Source organism: Pseudomonas sp. LY-1, assembly GCF_053502595.1.
Map to the genome: position 1 here is coordinate 932,796 of NZ_CP094353.1, position 16,758 is coordinate 949,553.

Sequence of the window (16,758 nt, forward strand, 5' to 3'; positions counted from 1 at the left end):
TTGAACGACATCCGACGGGCAGGCTTTTCATGCCGTCGGACAAAGCAGGCATAATACCGCGCCTTGACCCGCGAACCGGTAGCCCCGTGAACCCAATCCCTGCTCTGAACACCTTGCGCCCCTCGGCTTGCCCGGGGTTGCTGCGTATCGTCCAGGCGTTGGACGGCGGCATTTGCCGGATCAAACTGGCCGGCGGCGCGATCAGCGCCGCACAAGCCCATGCCGTGGCGGACGCGGCCCAGGCCTATGCGGGCGGGGTGATCGAGGCGACCAACCGCGCCAACCTGCAGATCCGCGGGATCGGTGCCGAGCAGCAGGCTTTGATCGCGATGCTCCTTGCCGCGGGCCTCGGCCCCAGCACCGCCGCCGGTGACGACGTGCGCAACCTGATGCTCAGCCCCAGCGCCGGTATCGACCCGCAGATGCTGTTCGATACGCGCCCGCTGGCCGACCAGATCCTCGCCACCCTGCAAAACCACACGCGCTTCCACGAACTGTCGGCCAAGTTCGCGGTGCAACTGGATGGCGGTGAAGCCCTGGCGATGCTCGAACATCACCATGACCTGTGGCTGTCGGCCTTTGAGCAGGGCGGCGAAACACTGCTCGCGTTCGGCCTGGCCGGCTGCCCGGGGTTGGATGCGCCGTTGGCGGCCGTGCGCTTGGAGCAGGGGCATGCCTTGGTGGTGGCGGTGTTGGAACGGTTTCTGGACCTGGCCACGCCGGCGCAAACACGCATGCGTCATCTGCCTGTGGATAACTTCCTGGTCGGGCTGGACCTGCCGTTATTGCCGGTCGATGGCTTCAAGCGCCCGGCCAGCGGGGCGTGGCTGCACCTGGGAAGTTATCCACAGCGTCAGCACGGTCGGGTCTACGTGGCCGCCGTGACGCCGCTGGGTCGACTCGACGCCTCCATGCTCAAGGGCGCCGCGCAACTCGCCGATGAGTATGGCGACGGCACGCTGCGCTTTACCCCCTGGCAAGGTCTGCTGCTGCCCAACGCCAAATGCCAGGATGCCGCCGCGATCACCGCGCGCCTGGAACAACTGGGCTTCCTCTGCTCGGCCGACCAGCCGCTGGCGCAGTTGATCGCCTGCACCGGCTCCAGCGGCTGCGGCAAAGGCCTGGCCGATACCAAGGCCGACGCGATGCAACTGGCCGCGCTGCGCCCCGGCCACGCGGTACATCTGTCTGGCTGCGCGCGTTCCTGCGCCGCCGCGCACATCGCGCCGGTGACCTTGCTGGCGGTCAGCCCCGGCCATTACGACGTCTATTTTCGCGAAGCAGCCCAGCCCGGTTTCGGCCGGCTGCACGCGTGCACTCTTTCTATTGAAGCGGCGGGCGCCCTGCTGCGCGCTCACCCACGGAGCAACACCGATGATTGATTACATCCGCGACGGTCAGGAGATCTATCGCAACTCCTTCGCCATTATTCGCGCGGAAGCCAGGTTGGAGCGCATCCCGGCCGACCTGGAAAAACTCGCGGTGCGCGTGATTCATGCCTGCGGCATGGTCGAGGCGATCGACGGCCTGCAGTTCTCCGCAGGCGCAGGCAGGGCCGGGCGCGAGGCGCTGGCCGCCGGTGCGCCGATTCTGTGCGATGCGCGGATGGTGTCCGAAGGCGTGACCCGTGCGCGGCTGCCGGCCAACAACGAAGTGATCTGTACCCTGCGCGACGAACGCGTGCCGGCGTTGGCGCAGAAGCTGGGCAACACCCGCTCCGCCGCCGCCCTGGAACTGTGGCGCCCGCACCTGGCCGGCAGTGTGGTGGTGATCGGCAATGCGCCGACCGCCTTGTTCTACCTGCTGGAAATGCTCGACGCCGGCGCGCCGAAACCGGCGTTGATCCTTGGCTTCCCGGTGGGCTTCGTCGGCGCCGCCGAATCCAAGGCGATGCTGGCCGCCGACAGCCGTGGCGTGCCGTTCGTGATCATGCAGGGCCGCCTGGGCGGCAGTGCGATGGCGGCCGCGGCGGTCAATGCCCTGGCCACGGAGGTCGAATAATGCCGGCACGTGGACGTTTGATCGGCCTGGGCGTCGGCCCCGGCGACCCGGAACTGATCACCCTCAAGGCCCTGCGCCTGCTGCGCGAATCGCCGGTGGTGGCGTACTTCGTGGCCAAGGGCAAAAAGGGCAACGCCTTCGGCATCATCGAAGACCACCTGGTGGCGCAGCAAACCCTGATGCCACTGGTGTACCCGGTGACCACCGAAGCGTTGCCGGCGCCACTGTCCTATGAACAGGTGATCAGCGATTTCTATGACAGCGCCAGCCAGGACGTCGCCGCGCACCTGGACGCCGGCCGCGATGTGGCGGTGATCTGTGAAGGTGACCCGTTCTTCTACGGCTCCTACATGTACCTGCATGACCGTCTGGCCGAGCGCTACGAAGCGCAGGTCATCCCCGGCGTGTGTTCGATGCTCGGTGGCGCCTCGGTGCTCGGTGCGCCGCTGGTGTATCGCAACCAGAGCCTGTCGGTGCTGTCGGGGGTGCTGCCCCATGAAGACCTCAAGCGCCGCCTGGCGGATGCCGATGCGGCGGTGATCATGAAGCTGGGGCGCAACTTCCCCAAGGTGCGCCAGGTGCTCGAAGAACTCGGCCTGGCCGAGCGTGCGCTGTATGTGGAGCGCGCGACCATGGCCAACCAGAAAATCGTCCCGCTGGATCAAGTCGAGCCGATGTCCTCGCCGTATTTCTCGCTGATCATCGTGCCCGGTGAACGGTGGCAAGGTTGATGCGCCCGGCGATTGTCATCCTCGGGCAGGGCAGCCTGGCCACGGCGCGCAGGATTGCGCAGGTGTATCCGGGTGCGGTGATCCACGGCCTGCTGGGCCGGGTCGACGGCGCGGACCAGACCTACCGCGAATTCGGCACGACCCTGCGCCAGCTCTATCAGCAAGGCACGCCGCTGATCGCGCTGTGCGCCGCCGGTATCGTGATCCGCACCCTGGCGCCGCTGCTGCTGGAAAAAGGCGAAGAGCCCGCCGTACTGGCCGTGGCCGAAGACGGCAGCGCGGTGGTGCCGTTGCTCGGTGGCCTGGGCGGGGTGAATGACATGGCGCGGGAGATTGCCGCGGCGTTGGGCGTGGCCGCTGCGATCACCACCAGTGGCGAGCTGCGTTTCGGCACGTGCCTGCTCAACCCGCCGGCCGGTTATCAACTGGCGGACCTGGAACTGGGCAAGCGCTTCGTCAGCGACCTGCTCGCCGGCGAAAGCGTGCGTATCGAAGGCGCGGCGCCGTGGCTTGACCAGGCCAACCTGGCGCAGGACCGACAGGCGCGCCTGGCGATCCACGTAGGCAGCGCCGAGCGCGTACCGGCGGCCAACGAGTTGCTGATTTATCCACAGAGCGTGTGCGTCACCTGCAAGCCCGGCGCGCAATTGGCGCAGCGTGTGCGTGGCGCGTTGCATGCCTCGGGGATTGCCCTGCAGTCACTGGCCTGCCTGTTGGCCAGCGATACCCAGATGGCCGAACCGTCGTTGCACGAAGCGGCGTTGGAATTAGGCGTGCCGCTGCGTTTCGCCGAGGTGGAGCAAGCGGCGGACATCGTTGTTTCGGTCGCCGAGCAGCCCTTGGACGTGTCCCAGGTCGGTCGCCCGCGTGGCCGTCTTGCGGTGATCGGCCTTGGCCCTGGCGCCGCCGACCTGATGGTGCCGGCGGTGAAGGCCGAACTGGCGCGCTGTACCGATGTGCTGGGGTACGAAACCTACGTCCGCATGGCCGGGCCGTTCCGCGCCGATCAGGTGCAGCATTGCACCGACAACCGTGAAGAAATGCAGCGCGCCCGCCACGCTTTCGCGCTGGCCGCCCAAGGCCGTTCGGTGGTGGTGGTGTCGTCCGGCGACCCTGGTGTGTTCGCCATGGCGGCGGCGGTGATCGAGGCGCTGCACGAGTCCGACGACCCGGCCTGGCACCAGGTCGAGCTGGAAATCCTGCCGGGCGTTTCCGCGTCCCTGGCCACCGCGGCCCAGGCCGGCGCGCCGTTGGGGCACGACTTCTGCGTGATGTCGCTGTCGGACAACCTCAAGCCCTGGTCGATCATCGAGCAGCGCCTGGACCTCGCGTCCCAGGCCGACCTGGCCCTGGCGTTCTACAACCCGATCTCGCGTGCGCGGCCGTGGCAACTGGGGCGTGCCCTGGAGATTGTCGCGCAACACCGCAACGCCGCAACGCCGGTGGTGCTGGGCCGCGATATCGGGCGACCGGGCCAGACCCTGCGCGTGACCACGCTGGGTCAATTGACCCCGGAACAGGTGGACATGCGGACCATGGTGCTGATCGGCTCGTCCACCACCTGCGCGTTCCCGCGCGCCGGCGGCGGTGAGTGGGTGTACACGCCGCGCTGGTATGGCGAAAAACCGGCCTCCTGAAAACCGCCGCGCGAGCGCCGGAAAGCTCCGAATGACGCTGGGTGAACACCTGCCGTGATTCGGGGCTTTTTCTTTTTTTATCGATGAAATCCGGAACTGCCCGCGGGGCGCCCAACGAATGCTGGGCTGCGCTGCGCGAGCGCTGCCGGCAAGGGATGTTTGTCGTGTGGAAAGCCCGTCGGCGCCTGGACTAGTGTGGACACACGCCCCATGTGGGGTGCTTGTGGAGAACTGAAAATGGAGCGACATCACAGAAGGATCAACAGCACCAAGCGGCGCAAATTGATTGCCGCCTATAAGCTGCCCGGCGCGCCGGGGACGCACGCGGCTTTACCGCTGGATACCGAGGACGGCTGCAACGCAGCGGTGGTCAACAATGGCGTGATCTCGTTCGCCGACGGCCTGAGCGGCCTGAACCGCGAATACATCCGCAAAAGCTATCTGTTGGCCAGCAGCTACGTCAGCGATGTCTTGAAGATCAGTCGCGGCACGGAGGGCTGGTACGACGAATTTATCAAGGTGATGATCAGCCTGGGCTGGCTGCCGGTGCGCAGCCGGTTCGAGCGGGTCTCAAGCGCCGGCAAGGGGCTGACGGTGCAACTGGCGGCGCTGAATATCATCGCCACCCTGCTGGCCTCGACCTCACTGGCCGGGCCTCTGCTGACGGCGTTGCCGAAACTGGCCGCCGATGCGCTGGAAACATTGAAACAGATGCCGGCGTCATTCGAGCTGTTCAAGCGCAATAGCAGCGTGCATCAGGGCGGCGATTTTGGCTTGGCGTCCTGCGCCGAAACCGACGGCGAAGTCATGATGGTGCTGGTGACCTACAGCTCCCATGGCGTCAGCAAGCACGTGGGGCTGCCTTTTCTTGAGTGGGACAGTTCCTCGTTCGAGGCCTTCAGCGGGCAAACCTGCCTGGTGCTGAATACCTCGGTGGTCAACGAAAAAACCATCCAGTTGATGCGTGAGAGTGCGGGCGACAAGGTGCAACTGGCGATTGCCAAATACCGGATCTAAGGCACCAGGTAGCCGCGCACCCCGGTAAAGATGATTTGTGCGGCCAAGGCGCACACGAACAAGCCCATCAAGCGACTGACAATCTGCAAGCCCTGGTCACCGAGAATCCGTTCGATACGGTTGGACAAATACAGCACCACGCCCACCGTGAAGCTGGCCAGGGCGATGCTGAGGATGGCGGCGATTTTGTCGTCCCAATGGGGCTGGCTGACGCCCATCACCAGCAGCGCCCCGATGGTGCCGGGGCCGACGGTGAGCGGAATGGTCAGCGGCACGATGGTCACGTCCTGCTGCACGTTATCGGTCTGCACCGCCGACTTGCCCTGCGCCATGCCCAGGGCCGAGATGAACAGCACGCTGCCGGCGCCGATACGGAAAGCGTCCACGGTGATGCCGAACACGCTGAAAATCACCCGGCCGAACAGGTAGAGCAAGACGCTCGACACCAGCGTCGCCAACGCCACTTTCCAGGCCAGGCGTCGCCGTTCCTTGCTCGAATAGCCGCGGGTCAGGCTGATAAAACAGGACAACACGAAGAACGGGCTGTAGAGCACCAGCATCTTCAGGTAAACGCTGAATAACACGTGGAGCATGGGGGTGGCTCGCGACAGAAGGAGATTGGCGGAGTCTATCAGGCGACAGAGATCAAATGTGGGAGGGAGCTTGCTCCCGATAGCGGTGTGGCAGTCAGCGTATTTGTAACTGTTCCAGCGCTATCGGGGGCAAGCTTGTCATCGCTGTCTTTCAGTCGATGCATAGGTGACTGGTCCACCGCTATCGGGGGCAAGCCCCCTCCCACATAGGATCTGTGGTGTTCATCCATTGTGTGGCAGACGCAGGCTCAGTGTGGGAAGGGGCTTGCCCCCGATGGCGGTGTGACAGTCAGCTTATTTGTAACTGTTCCAGCGCTATCGGGAGCGAGCTTGCCATCGCCGGCTTTCAGTCGATGCATAGGTGACTGGTCCACCGCCATCGGGGGCAAGCCCCTCCCACATAGGATCTGTGGTGTTCATCCATTGTGTGGCAGACGCAGGCTCAGTGTGGGAGGGGGCTTGCCCCCGATGGCGGTGTGACAGTCAGCTTATTTGTAACCGTTCCAGCGCTATTGGGAGCGAGCTTGCCATCGCCGTCTTTCAGTCGATGCATAGGTGACTGGCCCGCCGCCATCGGGGGCAAGCCCCCTCCCACATAGGATCTGTGGTGTTCATCCATTGTGTGGCAGACGCAGGCTCAGTGTGGGAGGGGGCTTGCTCCCGATAGCGGTGTGACAGTCAGCTTATTTGTAACTGTTCCAGCGCTATCGGGAGCAAGCTTGCCATCGCCGGCTTTCAGCCGATGCATAGGTGACTGGTCCACCGCCATCGGGGGCAAGCCCCCTCCCACATAGGATCTGTGGTGTTCATCCATTGTGTGGCAGACGTAGGCTCAGTGTGGGAGGGGGCTTGCCCCCGATGGCGGTGTGACCGTCAGCTTATTTGTAACTGTTCCAGCGCTATCGGGAGCGAGCTTGCCGTCGCCGGCTTTCAGTCGATGCATAGGTGACTGGTCCACCGCCATCGGGGGCAAGCCCCCTCCCACACTCGATCGCATTTGACGTTAAGAGGGCGCATGCTCCGGCCGTGGCTGACGCTGCGCCACCCAGTACTCCACCAGCTCGCGCAATTGTGACAATTCCACCGGCTTGGCCATGTGCCCGTCCATCCCGGCCTGGCGTGCGCGCTCTTTGTGTTCCGAGAGGATATGTGCGGTGAGCGCCACCACCGGCGTGCGAATGCGCTGGTGGCTGACTTCCCAGGCCCGCAACTGTTGGGTCGCGGAGAAGCCATCGAGGATCGGCATTTCACAGTCCATCAACACCAGATCATAGCGCTGGGCCTTCATCGCCTGCAGGGCTTCTTCGCCGTTGCTCGCGGTGTCCGGGTTGAGGTTGAGCTTGCCGAGCATGCCGCGGATGACTTTGGTGGAGATGCTGTTGTCTTCGGCCACCAGGATGCGGAAGTCGCTGGGCACGATGATGGCCGCCGGCGCGTTGAGGGGCGCGCGTGGCTGCCCGCCGCCTTTGCTGCGCTGGGTCAGTTCGTCGGCCAGGGTGGTCTTGAGGGTGTAGCCGGCCACCGGCTTGGCGAGGATGCGCTTGATCCCGCAATTGCGCGCGATGATCTTGCTCGGCGCGTTACTGATGCCGGTGAGCATGATCAGCAGGATGTCGTGGTTGAGGCTCGGGTCTTCCTTGATCTTGGCCGCCAGTTGCATGCCGGTCATGCCGGGCATGTTCTGGTCCAGCAGCACCACGTCGAAGTAATCACGCAGGTGCGCCTTGGTGCGCAACAACGCCAGGGCTTCCTTGCCCGACGGCACCGCGCTGACATTCAGGCCCCAGGCGGTGCATTGCTGCACCAGCACTTTGCGGCAGGTGTCGTTGTCGTCCACCACCAGTACCCGCGCACCCTTGAGCGGGCCGTCGAGGTCGGAGGTCGGGTGTTCCAGGCGTTCCGGGTCCAGCGGCAGGGTCAGCCACAGGGTGCTGCCTTGTTGTGCGCCGCTCTTGATGCCGAATTCGCCGTTCATCAACAGGATCAACTGGCGCGCGATGACCAGGCCCAGGTGGCCGCTCAAACGGGTGGCCGAGAGGAAGTTCTTGCTGTGCAGTTCGCTGTGCAGCAACGCATCGCGTTCGGCGGCTTCCATTGGCAGGCCGCTGTCCTGCACGGCAATGCGCAGGCGCGGCTTGGGGCTGCGCTCGTCGAGGGCGACGACGATCAACACTTCGCCTTCATCGGTTTTCTGCAGGGCGTTTTCCAGCAGGCTCAACATCGCCTGGCGCAGGCGCGTCGGGTCGCCGCTGATCACCCGCGGCACCTGGGGCTGGATAAAGCTGATCAGCTCGACGTTCTGCTGCTCGGCCTTGGCGCGGAAGATGCTCAGGCAGTCGTCGATCAGCGCATTGAGGTCGAACTGCACATCGTCCAATTCGATCTGCCCGGATTCCAGCTTGGAGATATCGAGGATTTCGTTGATCAGTGTGAGCAGTTCGTTACCGGCGCTGTGGATCGTCTGCACATAGTCGCGCTGTTTGACCGACAACGGCGTGCCCAGCAGCAGCTCGGTCATGCCCAGCACGCCGTTCATGGGGGTACGGATTTCGTGGCTGATCTTCGCCAGGAACTCGGCCTTGGCGGCGATTTCGGCGTTGCTGGCCGCCAGCTCGCGGCTGAGGCTGAAGCGTGCTTCGACGATGGCGCGCTGGCGTTCGCCGAGGGCCAGGCTCATCAGCAGGCCACTGAGGCAGATAAAGCTGAGCAGGGTAATGATCAAGCCTTGCGGCGCCAGCAGCGTGAGGCCAAGCAAGGCAGGCAGGATGATCAGTGTGCCGATGTTGAACACCACCATCCCCGCCACGAACAACCGCGCCGGCCGGTAGCCTTTTTGCCAGTGATAGGCCGAGACAAACAACATGCTCAGGCCGGCCAGGGCCACCAGGACGTAAGTGATGATGTTCAGCGGCAACGTGTTGACGAACAACAGCAGCAGGCCGCACAGCACGATCAACAGAATGTCGGCCATCAACAGTTTGTTCAGCGGGTGCGGGCCCAGCGGCATGAAGAAGCGATAGGCAAACATCAGCCCGCACGGTGCAGTCAGCAGCAGGGCGAGGTAGGCGCCCGGCGTCTGGATCGCGTGCCAGTTCTGCAGCCATGGCCCCAGCAGGTTGAGCAGCAACGCCAAGCTGAGCAGTAGCAGCACTTCGCAGGCCGCCAGCCACAGGCTGCTGCGTGAGCGGTGGTAGGCGAAGCGGGAGAGGTTGTGCAGGATCAGCATCAGCAGGCAGCCGAACAGCAGGCCGTAGATCAGCGTCTGGCTTTGGTCGGCGGCGGCGAGTACGGCCGGCTCCAGGGTGATATAGGGGCGCAGTTCGTGTTCCGAGACCAGGCGCAGGTACACCTCAAGGGGTTTCGGGCTCTGGGGCATCGGCAGCATGAAGTCGCTGCTGGGCAGCGGGCGCTCGGCCTGGGGCTGGCGCGTGCCGGTGGTTTGCTGTTCCACCAGGGTGTCGCCATCCAGCACATACAGACTCAGGAGGGAAACGTCCGGGGCAAACACCCGCAGCACTTGCTCATGCTGGCCGGGTTGCAGCTTGAAGCGTACCCACAACGCACCGTCCGGCTCGGCGGCAGTGATCCGGTCCAGTTCGATGGGGCTGAATTGATTGGTGTAGCGGGGCGAACGGATATCGCTCAGTTGCAGGTCGGCCTGTTCATCAAGCAATACTGCCCAGCCACTGCCTTGCGCAGCGGCCTGGGCCGGGAGCAAACAGAGCAGTGTCAGCAGACTGACAGTGAAACCTATGGCGATCCTGAGCCAGCGCACGGCGAAATCCCTTCGTAGGTTGAAGCACGGGTTAACTATGCGCGGGGTCATACGAGTACGGCAAGGGCCAGAGGCCCTTACCTAACCGAACGGATAGCGACTTAATGAGTCTCGCCACGTTCACGGGCAATCGCGCGATAGCCGATATCTTTGCGGTAGAAGCAGCCGTTCCAGCTGATTTTTGCCGCCAGTTTGTAAGCCTGTTGCTGTGCAGCGTCGACACTGGCGCCCATCGCGGTGGCACATAGCACACGGCCACCTGCGGTCACCACCTTGCCGTCCTGCAGCGCAGTGCCCGCATGGAACACTTTGCCTTCCAGCGTCGCCGCCGCGTCCAGGCCTTCAATCACATCGCCCTTGGCGTAGTCGGCCGGGTAACCGCCGGCTGCCAGCACAATGCCGACGCTCGGGCGTGGGTCCCACTGGGCTTCAACCTTGTCCAGGGCCTGGGCGAGCGCGGCTTCCACCAGCAGCACCAGGCTCGATTGCAGGCGCAGCATCACCGGTTGGGTTTCCGGGTCGCCGAAGCGGCAGTTGAACTCGATGACCTTCGGGTTACCGGCCTTGTCGATCATCAGACCGGCGTAGAGGAAGCCGGTGTAGACGTTGCCTTCATCGGCCATGCCGCGCACGGTCGGCCAGATCACCAGGTCCATCACACGCTGATGCACTTCGCTGGTTACGACCGGGGCCGGGGAGTAAGCCCCCATGCCGCCGGTGTTCGGGCCGCTGTCGCCGTCGCCGACGCGCTTGTGGTCCTGGCTGGTGGCCATCGGCAGGACGTTCTTGCCGTCGACCATCACGATGAAGCTGGCTTCTTCGCCGTCGAGGAATTCTTCGATGACCACGCGCGAACCGGCTTCACCGAAGGCATTGCCGGCGAGCATGTCGCGCACGGCGTCTTCGGCTTCCTGCAGGGTCATGGCGACGATCACGCCTTTGCCCGCGGCCAGGCCGTCGGCTTTGATCACGATCGGCGCGCCTTTTTCACGCAGGTAAGCCAGGGCTGGCTCGATCTCGGTGAAGTTCTGGTAGTCGGCGGTCGGGATCTTGTGGCGCGCCAGGAAATCCTTGGTGAATGCCTTGGAACCTTCCAGTTGGGCCGCGCCGGCGGTCGGGCCGAAGCAGTCCAGGCCGCGGCTGCGGAACAGGTCGACGACACCGGCAACCAGCGGCACTTCCGGACCGACGATGGTCAGGGAAACGTTTTTCTCGGCGAAATCCGCCAGTTGTTCCAGGGCCAGCACGTCGATGGCGACGTTTTCGCACTTGGCTTCAATGGCGGTGCCGGCGTTGCCGGGGGCTACGAATACTTTCTGGACGCGTGGGTCCTGAGCAACTTTCCAGGCCAGGGCGTGTTCACGGCCACCGCTGCCAATAATCAAGACATTCATTTCAAAAACCTCTGAGAAACGCTGTGCTTCTCTGTAGGAGCGAGCTTGCTCGCGAAGGTCGTCAACGATAACGAGGGAAACCTGACACCTCGTGGCGTTTTTGAGTTTTTCGCGAGCAAGCTCGCTCCTACAGTCGGGAAGCGGTGCTGTTTAGTGACGGAAGTGGCGCATGCCGGTGAAGACCATGGCGATGCCGGCTTCGTCAGCCGCAGCAATCACTTCGGCATCACGCATCGAGCCGCCTGGCTGGATCACTGCGGTGACGCCGGCCTTGGCCGCGTTGTCCAGACCGTCGCGGAACGGGAAGAACGCGTCGGACGCCATCACCGAGCCCGCTACCTGCAAACCGGCATGTTCAGCCTTGATCGCGGCGATGCGCGCCGAGTTCACGCGGCTCATCTGGCCGGCGCCGACACCGATGGTCTGGCGGTTCTTGGCGTAGACGATGGCGTTGGACTTAACGTACTTGGCCACTTTCCAGGCGAAGATCAGGTCGTTGATTTCCTGCTCGGTCGGCGCGCGCTTGGTCACCACTTTCAGGTCGGCGCTGCTGATCATGCCGATGTCGCGGCTTTGCACCAGCAGGCCGCCGTTGACGCGCTTGTAGTCCCAGGCAGGGGCACGTTCGGGCGACCACTCGCCGCAGGCCAGCAGGCGCACGTTGGCTTTGGCGGCCACGATGGCGCGGGCTTCCTCGCTGACGGACGGGGCGATGATCACTTCGACGAACTGACGATCGACGATGGCCTTGGCGGTCGCGGCGTCGAGTTCGCGGTTGAAGGCGATGATGCCGCCGAAGGCCGATTCGGTGTCGGTGGCGTAGGCCAGTTCGTAAGCCTGGCGGATGCCGCCTTCAGCGTCCGGGCTCACGGCCACGCCGCACGGGTTGGCGTGCTTGACGATCACGCAGGCCGGCTTGACGAAGCTCTTCACGCATTCCAGCGCGGCGTCGGTGTCGGCCACGTTGTTGTAGGACAGTTCTTTGCCTTGCAGCTGGGTCGCGGTGGCGATGCCCACTTCGGCCGGCTTGGCTTCCACGTAGAACGCCGCGCTCTGGTGCGGGTTCTCGCCGTAGCGCATTTCCTGGGCCTTGATGAACTGGCTGTTGAAGGTCCGCGGGAACTGGCTGCGACCTTCTGTGCTGAGGGTCTCGGCGGCCTGGTTCACGGTGCCCATGTAGTTGGCGATCATGCCGTCGTAGGCGGCGGTGTGTTCGAACGCCTTGAGCATCAGGTCGAAACGCTGGGCGTAGGTCAGGCCACCGGCTTTGAGGTTTTCAAGCACCTGGGCGTAGTCGCTGGCGTTGACCACGATGGCCACGTCTTTGTGGTTCTTGGCGGCCGAGCGAACCATGGTCGGGCCGCCGATATCGATGTTTTCGATGGCGGTCGGCAGGTCGCAGCCCGGCTTGTTGATGGTGGCTTCGAACGGGTAGAGGTTGACCGCCACCAGATCGATCGGCTTGATGCCGTGCTCGTTCATGATGGCGTCGTCGATACCGCGACGGCCGAGGATGCCGCCATGGATTTTCGGGTGCAGGGTCTTGACCCGACCGTCCATCATCTCTGCGAAACCGGTGTAGTCCGCGACTTCTACTGCGGCCACGCCGTTGTCTCGCAGCAGTTTGAAGGTCCCGCCCGTGGAGAGGATTTCCACGCCCAGGGCTTCCAGCCCCCGGGCAAATTCGAGAACCCCGGTCTTGTCGGAGACACTGATCAAGGCGCGGCGGATCGGCAGGCGGGTAGTCTGGTCGGTCATTTCAATTTCCATCAAAAGCAAAGGAGTCAGCAAAAAAGGCGACCGGTTTTACGCGGGCGCCTTTCTGGTCGGATTGAATGCTTACAGCAAATCGTATTGTTTGAGCTTTTTGCGCAAGGTGCCACGGTTGAGGCCCAGCAGCTCACTGGCTTTGGTCTGGTTGCCCTTGACGTAGTTCATCACGCTTTCGAGCAAGGGCGCCTCGACTTCGGAGAGCACGAGGTTGTACACGTCCGTGACGGAAGCGCCCTCAAGGTGGGCGAAATAATTGTGCAGCGCCTTCTCGACACTCCCGCGAAGGGTCTGGCCTTCTTCGCTCGGCGTGTTGAGGTGCTGTTTCAAATTGACGTTGTCGCTCACGGGTGTTGTTCCACTCACTAAAGTCTCGGTCATCATCGTCATGCGGCCACCCCCTCTCCGTCCCCTGTCACCAGGCTCTTGTCACGTTCGCTGAAGAACTCACGAACGTTGGCGCACTGTGCTTCCGTATCATCCAAACGATTGAAGTGGGCGCGAAACTCCCTGGCGCCCGGCAGGGTTGCGAGATACCAGCCGACATGCTTGCGAGCAATGCGTACTCCCATCACGTCTCCGTAGAAGGCGTGCAGGGCGGCCAGATGCTCTAGCAGAATACGTTCCACTTCGATCAACCCCGGTGCCGGCAACAGCTCGCCGGTACGCAGAAAGTGTTCGACTTCACGAAAAATCCATGGCCGCCCCTGGGCGGCCCGGCCAATCAACAGGCCATCGGCACCGGTCGCATGCAGCACGCGCCGGGCTTTCTCGGCTGAGTCGATATCGCCATTGGCAAATACCGGCATCGACACGGCCTGCTTGATCGCGGCAATGGTGTCGTACTCGGCTTCGCCGGTGTAAAGATCGGCGCGGGTGCGACCATGCACCGCCAGCGCTGAAATACCCGCCTGTTCGGCGATCTTCGCCACCGTCAGGCCATTCTTGTTGTCCCGGTCCCAGCCGGTACGAATCTTCAGGGTGACCGGTACATCCACTGCGGCGACAACGGCCTGCAGGATCTCGGCGACCAACTGCTCATCCTTCAACAGCGCGGAACCGGCGGCCTTGTTGCAGACCTTCTTGGCCGGACAGCCCATGTTGATGTCAATGATCTGCGCGCCCAGCTCCACGTTGGCCCGGGCCGCCTCCGCCAGCATCTGTGCGTCGCCACCGGCGATCTGTACCGAGCGGGGCTCGGGATCACCTTCGTGGATCATGCGCAGCCGCGATTTGCGGGTGTTCCACAAGCTCATGTCGCTGGTGACCATTTCCGAGACTACTAGACCCGCGCCCAAACGCTTGCACAGCTGACGAAAGGGCTGGTCGGTGACCCCCGCCATTGGCGCGAGAATCAAACCATTGTGCAATGTGTATGGGCCGATGCGTACCGCCGACATAGGACTTCCCTGTTGTGGGGCCGGATCATTAGAGTTCGAAAAAGGGTTGGCATGATACCCGCTCTCGATGACTGGATAAAGGCTGAATTGGATAAAATCTGAACAGTTATTTCTTTATCGCCACCGGTTTGGTTGCCGGCGGTCCAGTCAATAATCCGTCGTCAAACCTCGATGACCGCGCCGATTCACTCGGGCGAATGAAAGCTCAGGCTGTAATTCACCGCTTTGTTGCCGGGGTCGAGGATGTCCAGGGAGATATGGATCGGCGTCTGCGACGGCATTTCACTGACCCCAGCCAGCTCACCGCTCAGGTATTCGGCGGGCTTGAAGCGCCGACTGGCGATCAGGTTGCCGTTCAGGTCGGCAAAGCGCAGTTCCAGCAACGGAAACGGCTGGGAGAACGTCGCGCGGTTATAGATGATTGCATCCACCACCAGCGCGCCGGCGAATTCAGGATGGCTGCGCACCACCAGGTTGCTGCTCTTGATGTGCGCGATATCGACCCGTGATGGCACCGTGCAGCCCAATGTCGGGCACAGTTGCTGGAACCACGGGCGATAGGCGTCCTGGCGCGCCAGGTCGTCGAACTGGTAGGCAATGTACTGGCCGGCGAGGCCGGCGGCGGCGATCAGCACCAGCAACAGCCAGAGCAGGCGACGGCCCCAGCTTGACGGGCGTTTGCCGGCGTACAAGTGCAGCGGGTCATCTTCGAGGTCCTGCAGCAGCTCGTCGTGGGCGCTGGCGGCGCTGCGCGAGCGCTTGCGGCCTTGGGGGCGCTCGTCGGGTTCCGGCGCGTCCACGTCGTCGCTGACCGCGCTCACGGGTGGGTCGAGTTCGTCGTCTTCATCGGCAGGTGTGGAACGCAGCGGCGGTTCATCGTCGATGTCGTCGGTGGCGAGGGACATCGACGGTTCGGTGCGCTGTTTAGTCGCAGGGGCATTTGCCGGTTCAGGTTCGTCTTCGGGCGCTTTGGCGCGTTCTTCAGGCGGTTCGCTGAACAGGCTGGCGGCCCATTTTTCTTCCTCGGCCTTGATCGTGTCGCGGCTGGCGCTGAGGGCATCTTCCTTTTTGCGTCGGTCGGCGCTGCCTTGCCGGCGTTCCGCGCCCAGCGGCTGGGTGTGTTGAATCTCGCGGCGTTCCAGCTTGGCCAGTTCTTTGTCCAGGTCCAGGTTGTCCAGGTCCAGCTCTTGCGCGGTCCACTGTTTCTGGCTGATCGCCCGCGGCGCCTCGGCGGCGTGCTCCGCTGCGGCCGGCTGTTCAGGCTTCGGAGCTTGCGCGTGGGCGCGCTGCTCCAGCAACTGGCGCGCGGCGTTGAACACTTGCAGGCACGAGCCGCAGCGCACCACGCCGCGCGCCACGTTCAACTGAGCGTGGCTGACGCGAAAGCGCGTTTGGCAATGGGGACACTGGGTGACGAAACTGTCGGTCATGCGGCCATCCGATTCAGGCAAGCGCTCATTCTAGCGCCGACGCCCGCTGATGCGTACCCAGCCATCACGATTGGCGATCGGGTCGAGCTCGAAATCCTGGGCGTAGGCTGCAGCCACGTCTTCACCCTGTTCGGCGAGGATGCCCGACAGCGCCAGGCGGCCACCCGGCTTGACCAGGCTCGACAGCTGCGGCGCCAGGGCCACCAGCGGGCCGGCGAGGATATTGGCGACCAGCACATCGGCCTGCACCTGGGGCAATTGCTCCGGCAGGTACAGTGGGAATTTGCCTTCAGCAATGTGGTTGCGCCCGGCGTTATCGCGGGAGGCTTCCAGGGCCTGTACGTCGATATCGGTGCCGACGGCTTCCTTGGCGCCCAACAACAGGGCGGCAATCGCCAGAATCCCCGAGCCGCAGCCGAAGTCCAGCACGTGGCAATCGTTCAGGTCCTGGCCGTCCAGCCATTCCAGGCACAGCGCGGTGGTCGGGTGCGTGCCGGTGCCGAACGCCAGGCCCGGGTCCAGCAGCAGGTTCACCGCGTCCGGCTCGGGGGCAGCGTGCCAGCTCGGCACGATCCACAGGCGCTGGCCGAAACGCATCGGCTGGAAGTTGTCCATCCAGCTGCGTTCCCAGTCCTGGTCTTCGATGATTTCGCTGTGGTGCTCGGGCAGCGGGCCGCCGGTGAGCAGTTCCATATGGGCCAGGACGCTGGCGGCATCGGTGCCGTCTTCGAACAGGGCCAGCAAGTGGGTGTGGGACCACAGCGGGGTGGTGTTGAGTTCCGGCTCGAAGATCGGCTGGTCTTCGGCGTCCATGAAGGTCACCGAGACGGCGCCCACTTCAAGGAACGCGTCTTCGTAGGTTTCGGCTTGTTCTGGGCTGATGGCGAGACGGACTTGCAGCCAAGGCATGGCGGGCACCTTTGAAAAAAATGAGTGTGCAGCGGGGAGGGGCTGCGAAAGCGCGCAAGTTTACGCGAGCGTGGAGAAGAAGACGACTGTACTGACAGTAC

Annotated in this window: 13 protein-coding genes and 1 pseudogene; 6 read left to right on the forward strand and 8 right to left on the reverse strand. The window is 63.7% G+C overall.

The genetic code is table 11. From position 1 onward, the window contains the following. The first annotated feature begins 29 nt into the window (after positions 1-29). The 5 genes from cobG to MOQ67_RS04135 all read left to right on the forward strand — a co-directional run bounded on the left by cobG (position 30) and on the right by MOQ67_RS04135 (position 5,386). Positions 30-1,382 (forward strand): precorrin-3B synthase, encoded by a 1,353-nt coding sequence (gene cobG / locus MOQ67_RS04115; RefSeq protein ID WP_198718360.1) that lies wholly within the window; start codon positions 30-32, stop codon positions 1,380-1,382. Then, positions 1,375-2,001 carry a precorrin-8X methylmutase gene (locus tag MOQ67_RS04120; protein ID WP_017849678.1) on the forward strand — a complete coding sequence of 209 codons (627 nt, stop codon included), beginning with the start codon at positions 1,375-1,377 and terminating at the stop codon, positions 1,999-2,001. Before cobG ends, MOQ67_RS04120 begins: the two co-directional genes overlap by 8 nt. Continuing rightward, positions 2,001-2,732, forward strand: coding sequence for a precorrin-2 C(20)-methyltransferase (locus MOQ67_RS04125; RefSeq protein WP_017849677.1), 732 nt, complete (start codon positions 2,001-2,003; stop codon positions 2,730-2,732). Before MOQ67_RS04120 ends, MOQ67_RS04125 begins: the two co-directional genes overlap by 1 nt. Further along, positions 2,732-4,369 (forward strand): precorrin-3B C(17)-methyltransferase, encoded by a 1,638-nt coding sequence (cobJ, locus tag MOQ67_RS04130; protein WP_198718361.1) that lies wholly within the window; start codon positions 2,732-2,734, stop codon positions 4,367-4,369. The genes MOQ67_RS04125 and cobJ overlap by 1 nt, the downstream gene beginning before the upstream one ends. 237 nt (positions 4,370-4,606) lie before the next feature. Beyond that, entirely contained in the window at positions 4,607-5,386 is a 780-nt protein-coding gene (locus MOQ67_RS04135) for a hypothetical protein (protein ID WP_046384853.1), read from the forward strand. Here the strand turns inward: MOQ67_RS04135 and MOQ67_RS04140 are convergent. From MOQ67_RS04140 to purD, 3 genes are all read right to left on the reverse strand, one after another. Beyond that, positions 5,383-5,979: a MarC family protein gene (locus tag MOQ67_RS04140; RefSeq protein WP_017849674.1), complete on the reverse strand. Its 597-nt coding sequence runs from the start codon at positions 5,977-5,979 to the stop codon at positions 5,383-5,385. The two genes, MOQ67_RS04135 and MOQ67_RS04140, sit on opposite strands and share 4 nt — an antisense overlap. A gap of 1,003 nt (positions 5,980-6,982) precedes the next feature. After that, positions 6,983-9,754, reverse strand: a complete 2,772-nt coding sequence (locus MOQ67_RS04145; protein ID WP_017849673.1) for a hybrid sensor histidine kinase/response regulator — start codon at positions 9,752-9,754, stop codon at positions 6,983-6,985. Between the two features lie 101 nt (positions 9,755-9,855). Beyond that, positions 9,856-11,148 (reverse strand): phosphoribosylamine--glycine ligase, encoded by a 1,293-nt coding sequence (gene purD / locus MOQ67_RS04150; protein WP_017849672.1) that lies wholly within the window; start codon positions 11,146-11,148, stop codon positions 9,856-9,858. 21 nt (positions 11,149-11,169) lie between these two features. Here purD and MOQ67_RS04155 point away from each other — a divergent pair. After that, positions 11,170-11,283 (forward strand): annotated as a pseudogene (locus MOQ67_RS04155) (outer membrane lipoprotein carrier protein LolA); the annotation flags it as partial. A gap of 15 nt (positions 11,284-11,298) precedes the next feature. Here the strand turns inward: MOQ67_RS04155 and purH are convergent. The 5 genes from purH to prmA all read right to left on the reverse strand — a co-directional run bounded on the left by purH (position 11,299) and on the right by prmA (position 16,657). After that, the gene (gene purH, locus MOQ67_RS04160) at positions 11,299-12,906 is read right to left on the reverse strand and encodes a bifunctional phosphoribosylaminoimidazolecarboxamide formyltransferase/IMP cyclohydrolase (RefSeq protein ID WP_169885519.1); all 1,608 of its coding nucleotides are present in this window, start codon (positions 12,904-12,906) and stop codon (positions 11,299-11,301) included. Positions 12,907-12,987: 81 nt separating this feature from the next. After that, the gene (gene fis, locus MOQ67_RS04165; RefSeq protein ID WP_002555375.1) at positions 12,988-13,308 is read right to left on the reverse strand and encodes a DNA-binding transcriptional regulator Fis; all 321 of its coding nucleotides are present in this window, start codon (positions 13,306-13,308) and stop codon (positions 12,988-12,990) included. Beyond that, on the reverse strand, positions 13,305-14,318 hold the full coding sequence (dusB, locus tag MOQ67_RS04170) for a tRNA dihydrouridine synthase DusB (RefSeq protein WP_017849670.1): 1,014 nt from the start codon (positions 14,316-14,318) through the stop codon (positions 13,305-13,307). Before dusB ends, fis begins: the two co-directional genes overlap by 4 nt. Before the next feature lie 185 nt (positions 14,319-14,503). Next, positions 14,504-15,748 (reverse strand): DUF3426 domain-containing protein, encoded by a 1,245-nt coding sequence (locus MOQ67_RS04175; protein WP_046384851.1) that lies wholly within the window; start codon positions 15,746-15,748, stop codon positions 14,504-14,506. Between the two features lie 30 nt (positions 15,749-15,778). Then, positions 15,779-16,657, reverse strand: a complete 879-nt coding sequence (prmA, locus tag MOQ67_RS04180; RefSeq protein ID WP_046384850.1) for a 50S ribosomal protein L11 methyltransferase — start codon at positions 16,655-16,657, stop codon at positions 15,779-15,781. Between the last annotated feature and the right edge of the window lie 101 nt (positions 16,658-16,758).

Bases quoted from the DNA above. Each gene is read 5' to 3' on its own strand.
- cobG (WP_198718360.1), top strand. From the start codon at position 30: ATGCCGTCGGACAAAGCAGGCATAATACCGCGCCTTGACCCGCGAACC.
- MOQ67_RS04120 (WP_017849678.1), top strand. From the start codon at position 1,375: ATGATTGATTACATCCGCGACGGTCAGGAGATCTATCGCAACTCCTTC.
- MOQ67_RS04125 (WP_017849677.1), top strand. From the start codon at position 2,001: ATGCCGGCACGTGGACGTTTGATCGGCCTGGGCGTCGGCCCCGGCGAC.
- cobJ (WP_198718361.1), top strand. From the start codon at position 2,732: ATGCGCCCGGCGATTGTCATCCTCGGGCAGGGCAGCCTGGCCACGGCG.
- MOQ67_RS04135 (WP_046384853.1), top strand. From the start codon at position 4,607: ATGGAGCGACATCACAGAAGGATCAACAGCACCAAGCGGCGCAAATTG.
- MOQ67_RS04140 (WP_017849674.1), bottom strand. From the start codon at position 5,979: ATGCTCCACGTGTTATTCAGCGTTTACCTGAAGATGCTGGTGCTCTAC.
- purD (WP_017849672.1), bottom strand. From the start codon at position 11,148: ATGAATGTCTTGATTATTGGCAGCGGTGGCCGTGAACACGCCCTGGCC.
- purH (WP_169885519.1), bottom strand. From the start codon at position 12,906: ATGACCGACCAGACTACCCGCCTGCCGATCCGCCGCGCCTTGATCAGT.
- fis (WP_002555375.1), bottom strand. From the start codon at position 13,308: ATGACGATGATGACCGAGACTTTAGTGAGTGGAACAACACCCGTGAGC.
- dusB (WP_017849670.1), bottom strand. From the start codon at position 14,318: ATGTCGGCGGTACGCATCGGCCCATACACATTGCACAATGGTTTGATT.
- MOQ67_RS04175 (WP_046384851.1), bottom strand. From the start codon at position 15,748: ATGACCGACAGTTTCGTCACCCAGTGTCCCCATTGCCAAACGCGCTTT.
- prmA (WP_046384850.1), bottom strand. From the start codon at position 16,657: ATGCCTTGGCTGCAAGTCCGTCTCGCCATCAGCCCAGAACAAGCCGAA.